The 11737-nt window shown below is 44.1% G+C and carries 10 protein-coding genes; 1 reads left to right on the top strand and 9 read right to left on the bottom strand.

Annotated features, from left to right (window positions below; all coding sequences use genetic code 11):
• The 8 genes from BLS59_RS04385 to BLS59_RS04350 form a co-directional block, all read right to left on the bottom strand.
• On the bottom strand, positions 1–411 hold the full coding sequence (locus BLS59_RS04385; protein ID WP_091145134.1) for an FtsL-like putative cell division protein: 411 nt from the start codon (positions 409–411) through the stop codon (positions 1–3).
• Positions 408–1310 carry a 16S rRNA (cytosine(1402)-N(4))-methyltransferase RsmH gene (gene rsmH / locus BLS59_RS04380; RefSeq protein ID WP_091145131.1) on the bottom strand — a complete coding sequence of 301 codons (903 nt, stop codon included), beginning with the start codon at positions 1308–1310 and terminating at the stop codon, positions 408–410. Before rsmH ends, BLS59_RS04385 begins: the two co-directional genes overlap by 4 nt.
• Positions 1303–1767, bottom strand: a complete 465-nt coding sequence (mraZ, locus tag BLS59_RS04375; RefSeq protein WP_091145129.1) for a division/cell wall cluster transcriptional repressor MraZ — start codon at positions 1765–1767, stop codon at positions 1303–1305. Before mraZ ends, rsmH begins: the two co-directional genes overlap by 8 nt.
• Before the next feature lie 403 nt (positions 1768–2170).
• Positions 2171–2926 carry a LytR/AlgR family response regulator transcription factor gene (locus BLS59_RS04370; RefSeq protein ID WP_240315149.1) on the bottom strand — a complete coding sequence of 252 codons (756 nt, stop codon included), beginning with the start codon at positions 2924–2926 and terminating at the stop codon, positions 2171–2173.
• Between the two features lies 1 nt (position 2927).
• The gene (locus BLS59_RS04365; protein WP_091145127.1) at positions 2928–4556 is read right to left on the bottom strand and encodes a sensor histidine kinase; all 1629 of its coding nucleotides are present in this window, start codon (positions 4554–4556) and stop codon (positions 2928–2930) included.
• A 226-nt stretch (positions 4557–4782) separates the two neighbouring features.
• The gene (locus tag BLS59_RS04360; protein ID WP_091145125.1) at positions 4783–5202 is read right to left on the bottom strand and encodes a hypothetical protein; all 420 of its coding nucleotides are present in this window, start codon (positions 5200–5202) and stop codon (positions 4783–4785) included.
• A gap of 69 nt (positions 5203–5271) precedes the next feature.
• On the bottom strand, positions 5272–5721 hold the full coding sequence (locus tag BLS59_RS04355; RefSeq protein WP_091145122.1) for a DUF2314 domain-containing protein: 450 nt from the start codon (positions 5719–5721) through the stop codon (positions 5272–5274).
• A 6-nt stretch (positions 5722–5727) separates the two neighbouring features.
• On the bottom strand, positions 5728–7596 hold the full coding sequence (locus tag BLS59_RS04350) for a CocE/NonD family hydrolase (protein ID WP_091145118.1): 1869 nt from the start codon (positions 7594–7596) through the stop codon (positions 5728–5730).
• A gap of 312 nt (positions 7597–7908) precedes the next feature.
• Here BLS59_RS04350 and BLS59_RS04345 point away from each other — a divergent pair, with 312 nt between their 5' ends.
• Positions 7909–9150 carry an endo-beta-N-acetylglucosaminidase H gene (locus BLS59_RS04345; protein ID WP_205411186.1) on the top strand — a complete coding sequence of 414 codons (1242 nt, stop codon included), beginning with the start codon at positions 7909–7911 and terminating at the stop codon, positions 9148–9150.
• Positions 9151–9547: 397 nt separating this feature from the next.
• Here the strand turns inward: BLS59_RS04345 and BLS59_RS04340 are convergent, their stop codons facing one another.
• Complete coding sequence (locus BLS59_RS04340) at positions 9548–11356, bottom strand: glycoside hydrolase family 2 protein (RefSeq protein ID WP_091145115.1); 1809 nt, start codon at positions 11354–11356, stop codon at positions 9548–9550.
• Between the last annotated feature and the right edge of the window lie 381 nt (positions 11357–11737).

Below are 11737 nucleotides of genomic sequence, written 5' to 3'. Positions count from 1 at the left end.
CTAATTCCCATCCTCTGCCTCCTTCACTGTTACTTTTCTTGGCGGATCAACAGATTGTCTGATGCCCAATGTATCAGCACGCTTGGCAACTTCTGTTAAGGTGCTTTTAAAGGCCATATCGGCCTTGCTGGTTTTAAAATCCCAGCCGCGCTCCCTTACGTCCCTGTTTAAAACATCAATCTGGCGAATGGTTTTTTCGGCAAGGTGCATATTACCAATATACACCATGCCTAAAAAGGCAATAAACAACACAAACGGCAGGGCGTTGGTAGCCCGCTCGGTACTGATAAACTTTCTTGAAAAAAACTGCGTAAAAAAATTATCGGGAATTTCGCGCGGGCGCTTTTCTTCCACAACAATTTCTTGTTCAATTTCTTCGTCCTGAATTTCTGTACGTAAACGATTGGTCATTTTTTTACAGCTATTCTTAATTTAGCACTGCGTGCCCTGTTATTATTACTTATCTCATCTGCCGATGCCGTTATGGCCCCGCGGCTTACCGCATCAAGCGGCCGGTTGTTATTTCCGTATAGATCTTTTTCTACCTCGCCGCTGAATTTGCCTTTGGCGATGAAGTTTTTCACCAGCCTGTCTTCCAGCGAGTGGTATGACATTACTACCAACCTGCCGCCAACAGCCAGCACATCTGCCGCCTGTACTAAAAACTCTTTAAGGGCTTCCAGCTCCTGGTTAACCTCTATGCGTAAAGCCTGGAACACTTGCGCCAGGTATTTATTTTCTTTGCCTTTTGGTATACGGTTAATAATGGCATTCTTTAAATCGGCAATGGTTACTATAGGGGCGTTAAGCCTTGCGGTAACAATTGTTTCGGCCAGTGATTTGGCGTTTTGAATTTCGCCGTATATTCCAAAAATGCGGTGCAGTTCGGCACCGGTATAATTATTTACTACATCCTTAGCCGTAAGATCACCAAGCTGATTCATGCGCATATCCAGTTCGGCATCAAAGCGAATGGAAAACCCGCGCTCGGCCTGGTCAAACTGGTACGATGAAACACCCAGATCGGCCAGGATCCCATCAACGGGGATAGCACCATGCAGGCGGCAAAAGTTTTTCAGGTAACGAAAATTCTGATCGATAAAAACAAAACGATCGTCGTCAATTATATTTTGCTGCGCATCGGCATCCTGGTCAAAAGCCAGCAACTGACCATCGGGCCCCAGGTGCTTCATAATTTCGCGCGAGTGACCGCCGCCGCCAAAGGTTACATCAACATAGGTTCCATCCTTTTTGATGTTTAAGCCTTCAATACATTCGGCCAGCATTACCGGTACATGGTACTCACTCATTTATCCTCCCTGCCTTATTACCCATTACCGCTTCGGCCAGTTCCGCAAAATTATCAGGCTCGTTGTTTATCATCTCGGTATGGGCAGCCTTATCCCAAACCTCAATTTTGTTTAACATACAGGTTAATACCACATCGGTACCTATGCCTGCAAAATCAAGCAGCGACTTTGGTAACAGCACCCGGCCGGTAGAATCTGGGATGAGCGGTGTTGCGCCACCCATGAAATACCTTACAAAGCGGTTATTTTGTCTGTCGTATTCGTTAAGTTTGCTTAATTCGTCAAGTCTTTTGTCCCATTCAGATTTAGTGTAAATAGCCAGATACTTTTCCAGGCCGCGATTGATCATAAGGCCCTCCTTTTCAGCTTCGGGAAGCTGAATTTTGAGGCCTGCAGGGATCATCATCCGCCCTTTGGCATCCAGTTTACAATTAAATTCTCCTGTTAAATGAGACATTATATGACTATGGCTTAATTTAATGAGTAAAAGTAATTTTCTTTTACCACAATTTACCACAATCTACCACCAAAAAGTTTTCAACATTTTTGGGCTTATTTTGGCGCGGTTATAAGTTTTTAGGCAGCAGGGGGTTAGCGATATTTAGGGCAGATACACAAAAAAAGGCCGGCTATTTTAAAATAACCAGCCTTTTGTGATTTTTAATTAATACTAATAATAAGGTTGTCATTTCGACCGCAGGGAGAAATCTTATACTTCATACATATCGGATAAGCATAGCGCCTTTTAATACCGCATAAGATTTTTCGCTATCGCTCAAGAGATAGTTTCTCACTCGTTCCTCGTATTGAAATGACAAACTTATTTGAATAGCACACTGCTCTTATGAAGCTTATACACCCTAAACAAACAACCCCGCTATCCCCGCCTTTACCCTTTCACGGTTGGGTTTTGATACGGGGACTTTACTGCCGTCCTCCATTTGCAGGGTTCCGCCATCTTCCTTAAGCCAGCTGCGGATGTGGCTAACGTTCACCAAATGACTTTGATGGGTACGTAAAAATCCGTTAGGCTGCAGCAGATCGGCGTATTCTTTTAGGGGTTTTGATACCAGGATCTTGTCGCCGTCGTTTAAAAAGAAAAAGGTGTAGGTGTCGTCGGCTTCGCAGCGAATGATATTGCTAACCAGCACGTACCTTATTTCCTTTTGCTGCGGCAGGGCAATTTTTAAAAGCGGCGCGTCGTCCTTTTTTAAATTACTGATCAAAAATTCAAGTTGCTGGTTGCTTTGTCTGCTCTTTACCTTTAGTTCGGCTTTGGCAACGGCCTGGGTAAGCTCATCAATATCAACGGGTTTCAGCAGGTAATCAAGGGCGGCGTATTTTATGGCCTGTATGCCGTAATGGTCAAAGGCGGTTACAAATATCACCTCGAAGTTCTTTACCGGCAGCAACTTTAACAAATCGAACCCGGTTTCGTCCTTTAGCTGAATATCCAGGAACAGCAGATCGGGCTGGTGCTGGCTGATCTGCTTCTCGGCAGTTGCCACATCGCCCGCGCCGGCAAATACATTAACCTGCGGGCAATGCTTTTGAAGCAAAGCCCACAGGTTTTCGATGTTTGATGGTTCATCATCAATTATAATTGCCGTTATCATTTTACAGCCATTGGGTTAGGGTAAACGTTATTACTGTGTTTGATGGCGCCGATGTAATATCCAGCCAAACCGGCGACGACTGGTAAACCGTATTGAGCAAGGTCACCCGTTTTTTAACAAGCGCTATGCCCAAGCCATCGTTTTGCTTTGCGGGATCGAAACCTTTGCCGTTATCGGTAATGGTGAGTATCAGATCCTTGCCATTAGCCATCATCTTTATATAAATATAGCCGTTTTTACCCATATCTGCCACGCCATGTTTAACAGCATTTTCGGCAAAGGGCTGCAGCAGCATTGCCGGGATCTCCACGTTTTCGGGGCTGATGTGTTCGTCTATCTCAATTTTATACAAAAAGCCAAAGCGCAGCTGCTCCATCTGCAGGTAATCATCAAGCAGGTTTTTTTCATCGGCCAGACTGGTGAGCTCCTTATTATTTAATATGCTGCGGGTGATGCGGGCAAATTTGGCCAGATAGCGATTGGCCTGGTCAACCTCGTTCTTGTTCATGAGATTTTGAATGCCCGATAACGCGTTGAACATAAAATGAGGATTCAATTGCGACCGCACCGCGCTTAACTGCACCTGCGCCATATCCTTTTGCTGCTGCGCGGCCAATAGTTTACGGCGATTCCGTTTTTTGATGAAGTAAAACAGCAGGCCCGGTATCAATAAAATAGCCAGTAGAATTAACACTCCGGCTCTCACCACAATTTTTTCCTGGTAAACCCTGCCCGATTCCAGTACCGTAAAGTTTATCCGCCTTGTTTTCTCCGGAAAATACTTGGTTAAAAAGGCCCAATCGCCGGAAGATTTACCGGGTATGATAATGACCTGGTACTTGCCGGGGGTACTAAAGTAAGACGCATCTATATCTATATAGGCACTTCCTACAAAATAACCATAGATCCAATCGTTTGAAACGTGTACAGTTTTACCTGTGGCCAAGTTTTTTAAATAAACATGGTATATAAAAGTAAGGTCGGTTGGCTTGGTTACCACAATAACACCGGTTACATTATTATTCTTACCGTCGTTGATCTGAAACTTAAAGTCATTTTTATAATCCTGCATTTCAACACCCTCTCCTCTACTCTTAATAAAATAACGTTTTAGTGTGGTCTGAATAATTTCGGCTGGCTTTATCTCCTTATTATAAATGGTTACGGTACTTACCTTGCTCCTTTCGCTAAGTTTATAAATTTCTACGGTGAGTTTTTTGTCATCAATGTTAAATTCTCCCAGATCTATCTGCGATCTGCCATTCGCTACGTAACGAAAGGCATGTTTAGGGATGGCATTGGTAACAAGTAAGGTACTGTCATTGGCTATTATATTGTACCGGTAATCATTCATATCCTTTACTAGAGCAACCATATAAAGTTTTATCTTCTTCGCACCTCCTAAAAGCACATAATTTGTTAAAGGTTGGTTAGCTACATTGTTGTTATATTGTACCCATTGTGTGTATTTGTCTATCGTCATATCCAAACCAATGTTTGAACCCGGTGGCGATATGGAATAAATATAATTGTCGCCATACCCAACGGCTGGTAGCACAGGAGGGCGTTTTTGAGCTATGCAGTTAATACTGTAAATGCAAAACAGCGCAATAATCAGTAGCTTTTTCATGATGGTTTTGTTTATTTTTCATAAACATGCCACTAATGTATTACTTACAAAATACATAATTGGTATACACCTGGTACCACTTGGTATTTATGCTGATGGGGGCAGGATTGGGAGTTGACTGTATCGCGAAGAAGTGTTGCAAACGTTGGGAAATTCCTTGCACTCGTTAAAAACGGGTGCAAGGAATTAATTAAAAAAATGACAAGTTTATATTTTATTGGCTGTCTTAATCAAACTTCACCGTATCCGGGCCGGATAGTTTTTCGATGTGGCAGGTGCAGCCGCCACTAATTTTCAGGGTGCTTACTATTGTTTGGTTAGTTAAGGAATCGGTGGCCGATACCTGTACTTCATCCCCTTCCAAAGAAAATTCGTTCAGGTTACCATCATCGGCTACTGACCTTATGCCCGATGATGCGCCGTAGTCAAACCCACCGCCGGCTTTTACCGGCAAACCTGTACGCAGGTTTTTTACGATGAAATTCTTTACGCCGATACCGGCCCCGGTATGATCTACATAATGGATATTGATGGTTGCAAAAAGATCGGTGCAGATCCCGGTAGAGCAACCCGGTTTTATACGGTTATTTTTGTTGCAGGCACTAAATGCCGCAATCAGCAGCAGGAAAAAAATTCTCTTGGTCATAACAATTGTAGGTTTTATAATATTACGACAGAGAGATGTTGAACGCTACATTAAAAATTTATTGCGATGTTATTGTTTACTATTAAGATACTTCTCAGAAAAGTCACCAGCAACTTTAACTTCATTTTTGTAAATGACCCAATCTTCAATATCTGATTTTCTGATTAGGATTTTATCGCCAGTCTTAATGTTTTTAATTGTAAATGGCGAATCGATAAAAATTGCCTTAAACACCTCTTTATTGTAAACAAATACCCGCGACCACATATGTTCATGGCTGCCCTGCTCAACAAAATCAGACTTTACAATAAATCGAAAATTCTTATAATCGGCACCATTCTTTTTTAAACTGTCCACAAACTCCGGCATACGCTTTTGTGCCAATCTTTTTAAAGACAAAAAAACACCGTCATCAGCTTTCAACTTCACCGTTTTGTACTGTACATTATTCTCCACCTTAACCTGGCAAAATCCATTTGTAGCAGCAACTATCAATAATATAAAAAGGTAATTTTTCATTACCCTTTATTCTATTACCCGCACCTTTAAAAAGCTGGCTTCATCTTTTGAATGATATACCTTGTGGGTAGCCTTTTTAAAGTCGGTGTCCTTAGCTTTCATAATATCCTGAAACTGCTGGGTATTCCTGTCGATAAGCGGAAACCAGGTGCTTTGTACCTGCACCATCATGCGGTGACCTTTTTTAAAGGTATGCAGCACATCCTGCAGTTCGAAATTAACAGGCGTAACCTGGCCGGGCACAAATGGCTCGGGTTTTTCAAAACTGTTACGAAACTTGCCGCGCATGGCTTCGCTGCGTACCATTTGCTGGTAACCACCAAGATGCGCGTCCTTACCCGTCCATTTATCGTTTTTTGTAGAATCGGGATATACGTCAATTACTTTAACAACCCAGTCAGCATCGGTACCCGTGGTTGATACCTTTAGATTGGCCCATATATTACCGGCAATGGTAACATCTTTATCCAATACGTCGGTTGTGTAGGTTAGCACATCGGGCCTTTGAGCCGCAAAACGCTGATCGCCGGTCATGTACTCGCGCTTCATATCATCATCAATACCGTTAATGAACGGCACCGGCTTGTTGGGGTCTGATATAAATTCGTCGAAGCTTTCGCCGCCTGTAGCCGGGGCATCAAAAGACAGCTTACCGCCGGGCAGCAAGTACAGGCTTTTTTCGGCAGCCTCTTTTGGCGGCCACACGTTATAGGTTTTCCAACTGTTAAGTCCGGTTTCAAAGGTTGATACCGGCGCCAGATCTAAATTAGTGCCTTTTAAGTAATGACTGAAGAAAGCAAATTCTATCTTTTCCCGGTAAAACGGACCGGTTGGACCGCCAAAACCTACATCGCCTAAATGGTCGCCATCCCCGCGCGACCAGCCGCCATGCACCCAGGGGCCCATGGCAAAGTAAACCGGAGTTTTAGGATTTTCCTTAACCAGGGTTTTATATGTATTTACAGCACCGTACAAATCCTCGGCATCATACCATCCCCCGGTAACCAATACTGCGGTTTTGATATCATGCAGATGGTACAGCACGTTCCTGTCTTTCCAATGCTGATCGTAATTGGGATGATCCAGCATCTCGTTCCATAGGCGGATGGTATCTTTATAATACTTATCATTTGAGTTTTTTACCGAGCCCATCTTCATGAAAAAATCGTATCCATCGGGTGTACCAGCGTCAAAACCGGTGGCACGGCGCTGGGTGGGTTTATCATCCTGCCTATTAGTGAAACCTGGATAAAAACCAAAGTTGGCAACCAGCATAAAAGCGCCGTTATGAAAAGCATCATCGCGATACAGATCTGCAATGGGTGCCTGCGGCGATGCAGCAACAAGGGCCGGGTGACGACTAAGCAATGCCGTAGTAGTATAAAAACCGGGATAAGAAATACCCCACACGCCCACCTTACCATTGTTGTTGGGTAAATGCTTTAGCAGCCAGTCAATAGTATCATAGGTATCGGTACCCTCATCTACATCGTTTTTAGTTTTGTGTACTTCCTTTTCGGGGGTCATTTCTTCATAAATGCCTTCGCTCATCCAGCGGCCGCGTACATCCTGATAAACAAAAATAAAACCGTCATGCAAAAATAACGGCGATGGCCCCAGCCCCCCCTTGTACAGATCAACACCGTAAGGCGCAACGCTGTAGGGTGTCCTATCCATCATGATAGGATATTTCTTGGTTTTATCTTTTGGCACATATACCGATGTGAACAGCTTTTTTCCGTCCCTCATTGGTATCTGGTATTCAAATTTCTGGTAGTTGACCTTTATATAATCGGCATCGGGATTTTGAGGTTGAGCATACAGACAAACAGCTGCCAGCAAAAAGCAGAGCGATAAAACGAGCGTTTTTTTCATTGAACTTATTTATGCCTAAAAGTAAGCAATAAAATAAAAAAGGCAAACCACTTAATTGCCGCGCACTGTAACACGCTAAAGCACTTATACTTTGTTAATTATGGCGAAACATTAATACCAACTAAAACGTTATAGTAGTTAATTGTTATTAACCAATACAATATAAACCAATACCTGCGTATACCCTCCCTAATGTATACGCCACTATTTTACCGAAACCAATTAACCAGATAAACTGCTTACCTGTGTATAAACCATTTTCAAAACCTTAAATACATCTAATATTTTTTTACCAAAAAAACCAATCAAATTATGAGAAAACAACTAACTGTAACGGTTTCCAGAAACCTGGTAGCCTTGTTTGGCCTGGCCATGCTTTACACAACAGCCTGTAAAAAAACAGAAGCCCCTCTGCCAAATCCGGCCGTGGATGCTGCCGCCGCAAAATCAAAACTGCAAACCAATGCTATTGGCCATAGCGGCCCCAAAGGCGTTTGTTATGTAGAAGTGAACAATAACGACATTAGAAATGTGGGTAATTACACCCTGGCCAGCGGGCAGCAGCTTTTTGATATCGCCATTATATTTGCCGCCAACATTAACTACAATACCACCACCCAAAAGGCCGAGCTTTTTTTTAATACGCAGGTAACTAATGTATTGAGCAATCAAACTACGTATATCCGTCCGTTGCAGGCCAAGGGTATCAAGGTTTTACTTTCGATACTGGGAAACCACCAGGGCGCAGGTATCACCAATTTCCCTACCCAGCAGGCAGCTGCCGACTATGCCCAGCTGCTGGCAAACGCGGTTAACACCTACGGACTTGACGGTATCGACTTTGACGATGAATACGCCGATTACGGGACCAACGGAACCGGGCAGCCAAACTCCAGCTCATTTGTGTACCTGGTTACAGCCTTGCGTACCCTCCTACCCAACAAGATCATCTCGTTTTATTTTTATGGCCCGGCGGCATCTCGCCTGAGCTTTAACGGCGTTACCGTTGGCTCGAAGGTTAATTACAGTTGGAACGCCATTTACGGCACCTACTCGGTTCCAAGCGTACCGGGATTAAGCGCCGCTAATTTAGGGCCGGCCGCTATTGATATTCAAAGCACCAGCTCGGGCACCGCAGCGTCATTGGCTACGCAAACTGTAAGTAACAATTATGGCATTTACCTGTATTACAACCTGCCCAATGTCGATTCGCATACGTACTTAACCAGCGTATCCAACAACCTTTACAGCCAGGCTACGGTTTTTAACGCTACCGGCACGCAAACGGGGGTTAATTTTTTTCAGGATGCAAATTATTTAGGCGCGGCCAATGGCACTTTGCCAAAGGGTAACTACACGCTATCGCAATTGCAGGCCTATGGTTTTATAAACGACTGGGCATCATCCGTAAAAATACCTGCCGGATGGACGGTAACCATGTACAGCGATGATAATTTTACCGGTAATTCATGGGTGCTTACATCAAGCAATTCAAACTTTACCACGCTATCGCCAAATGCCAATGATGTGGTATCGTCCGTGAAGATAAATTAGGGGAATATCGATGTAAACTAACCAAGGTTACGACTCACCCGGTCGACGCTTCGCTGGACCACCCTCTCTCCGCCTGCGGCGGAAAGAGGGGTTTACATAATTTGAGATTATTAAAAGTAAAACAAAAATAAACCTTCCTCACCCTCTTTGCGGCGAAGCCGGAGAGAGGGTCGGCCAGCGAAACGGAGCCGGGGTGAGTCGAAACGTTTGCAGAGCCGATTGTTTTACATTATATTTATTAGAATTCCAGACTTACGAAGTTTTAAAAACTTCGTAAGTCTTATAAGAGGGGCTGTCATGTTGAGCTTGTCGAAACATTGTGGGCAAAGACATAATAAAGAATGCCATTGCTGAGGTACGAAGCAATGACATTCTTTAGATTACAATGGATAATCCCTTACTTATTCATCTTATAACTTGCTTTAATCACCGCCTCATTCACCTCCTTTATCCTTTGTAGTTCCATTTTTTCAACGGCACGATCATAGGTAAGCACACCGTTCACTTCGTGTTCTACATCGGTGGTTTGGGTATATACGGCTACGCTGAGGCCCTTGTATTTCATGAGCTGCTCTACCTGATCAAGCAATAGAACATAACGGTCGGTAAGTGAGCTTTTGGTTGCTTGCAAATCATATGCGTTGTTTTCTACCGGCCACATATGCCCACGTACAAACAGGCCAACACCGCCAAATTCTCCTAAAGAAGCCGCACGATGGGCATCCGGCTCTGAAGCTCCATTGGGGCCTATGTAAATATGCGTATCTACGTAATCGCCATTGCCGGGGTCGCCGTAAGCTTTCTGATAGTCGGGATTATTGTTGAAACCCGAGTTGCCATTCACCAATCGCGATGGGTCATAATTCTTAATCCAACTGGTGATTTCCTTCACCTTAAAAGCACCCCAATTTTCATTAAAAGGCACCCATGTAATTATAGATGGCGAATTGTAATGTTGGTCAATTATGGCCCTCATTTGCCGCAGGTAGGCCGGCCTCACTTTGATGGTGTCTTCGTTGGGGTACCAGATGGCCGGCATGTCCTGCCAAACCAGTAGCCCCATTTTATCGGCCCAATAGTAAAAACGGTTCGGCTCGGTTTTCATATGCTTACGAATGAGGTTATACCCTGCCTTTTTGGTGAACTCTATATCAAATTTCAGAGCCTCTTCTGTTGGGGCGGTTAAAACGCCATCGGGCCAATAACCTTGATCAAGCAGGCCAAGCTGCATAACAAATTTACCGTTGATCAGCGGCCTCACCACGCCATCAAGTTTGCCCAGTTTAATATCGCGCATCCCGAAATAGCTTTTAACCTCATCGGCCTCGCTTCCATCTGCATTATAAAGTGTAAATTTCAAATCATATAAAAAAGGTGAGTCTGGCGACCATAAAATGGGGTTAGCTATCGGCAGATAAAAAGTTTCGTCAGAACCATCGGCTTTTGAAACTACCTTTCCGTTATTGAGTGCGACTGCCGACACCTTGCCTCCGCCTTCTGCATAAACCAACAGCTTTAAGCGGCTTTTATCCAACTCTGGAGTCATGTATATTTTTGTGATATAGGATTTGTTCACGGGTTCCAGCCAAACGGTTTGCCAGATGCCGGATGAAAAAGTATAATCGCCACGCGGTCCGTTTTTACCGGACGGTGTTCTGCCATCGTTTAAATCCTGTGCGGCCACAACAAGCGTGTTTGTCCCTTTTTTCAGATATGGGGTGATGTTGAAGCTGAAAGAATCGTACCCGCCCGCGTGCGTACCCGCTTTTTTGCCATTCACAAAAATGGTGGCGTCGTTATCCACCGCTTCAAAATGAATAATTACCTGTTTGTTTTGCCATTTTGCAGGCACATCAAAAGTACGACGGTACCACATATTAATCTCTTGTTTCCGTTGCACACCAGACAATACAGATTCGGGGCAATAGGGTACCAGTATTTTATCCGGCGTAGCGCTAAATGATGCCTGCTTTTCAGGGTTCAAAGCATCGGGGGCGGTTTTGCCACCCAGGTAATCCCATTTACCATTAAGGCACAGCCAATCGTTACGCTGTAACTGCGGCCTCGGATATTCTGATAAGGGAACGGCGGCCTGCATAGCGGCGGTTGTCCACTGTGTAGGTAGCTTTGCCTCCTGGGCAAACAGGCTGCAGCAGCTTGCAATAAACAGGAAAAATACAGGTGTAACTTTTTTGTAAAGATTCATAATAAGGTGTTGTGATTGACAGGGTTATTATTGCCGAAAATAGGTAATTGATGGTAGATTATAACAATTTATTAAAGAATGGTGAATCGATTTACTAACCCGGTCGGCGCTGCGCTATACCACCCTTCGCCTACGGCGGAAAGAGGGGATGGATTAGTGGATATTTATTGAATAAAGGAAAACTTCTCCACCCTCTTTGCGGCGAAGCCGGAGAGAGGGTCGGCCAGCGAAGCGTAGCCGGGGTGAGTCGAACCGGTAGCAGAGCCGGTTAGTACTCGCAGGCCATAGGCCTGCTAATAGTGGTCACTCGGCTGGAGCCCACAAGTGTTGGGAAGAATTGAAACAATTGCAACCTGTGCCCTGGAAGGGTTACCTATTTGT

Origin of the sequence: Mucilaginibacter pineti (genome assembly GCF_900101875.1) — a bacterium.
In the GTDB taxonomy this organism is placed as follows: Bacteria; Bacteroidota; Bacteroidia; order Sphingobacteriales; family Sphingobacteriaceae; genus Mucilaginibacter; species Mucilaginibacter pineti.
The sequence above is the reverse complement of the archived record's forward strand: the minus strand, read 5'-3'. Positions and strand labels throughout refer to the sequence as shown.

What these genes read in the sequence shown, in the direction of transcription:
- BLS59_RS04385 (WP_091145134.1), bottom strand. Translation starts at nt 411, where the DNA reads ATGACCAATCGTTTACGTACAGAAATTCAGGACGAAGAAATTGAACAA.
- rsmH (WP_091145131.1), bottom strand. Translation starts at nt 1,310, where the DNA reads ATGAGTGAGTACCATGTACCGGTAATGCTGGCCGAATGTATTGAAGGC.
- mraZ (WP_091145129.1), bottom strand. Translation starts at nt 1,767, where the DNA reads ATGTCTCATTTAACAGGAGAATTTAATTGTAAACTGGATGCCAAAGGG.
- BLS59_RS04370 (WP_240315149.1), bottom strand. Translation starts at nt 2,926, where the DNA reads ATGATAACGGCAATTATAATTGATGATGAACCATCAAACATCGAAAAC.
- BLS59_RS04365 (WP_091145127.1), bottom strand. Translation starts at nt 4,556, where the DNA reads ATGAAAAAGCTACTGATTATTGCGCTGTTTTGCATTTACAGTATTAAC.
- BLS59_RS04360 (WP_091145125.1), bottom strand. Translation starts at nt 5,202, where the DNA reads ATGACCAAGAGAATTTTTTTCCTGCTGCTGATTGCGGCATTTAGTGCC.
- BLS59_RS04355 (WP_091145122.1), bottom strand. Translation starts at nt 5,721, where the DNA reads ATGAAAAATTACCTTTTTATATTATTGATAGTTGCTGCTACAAATGGA.
- BLS59_RS04350 (WP_091145118.1), bottom strand. Translation starts at nt 7,596, where the DNA reads ATGAAAAAAACGCTCGTTTTATCGCTCTGCTTTTTGCTGGCAGCTGTT.
- BLS59_RS04345 (WP_205411186.1), top strand. Translation starts at nt 7,909, where the DNA reads ATGAGAAAACAACTAACTGTAACGGTTTCCAGAAACCTGGTAGCCTTG.
- BLS59_RS04340 (WP_091145115.1), bottom strand. Translation starts at nt 11,356, where the DNA reads ATGAATCTTTACAAAAAAGTTACACCTGTATTTTTCCTGTTTATTGCA.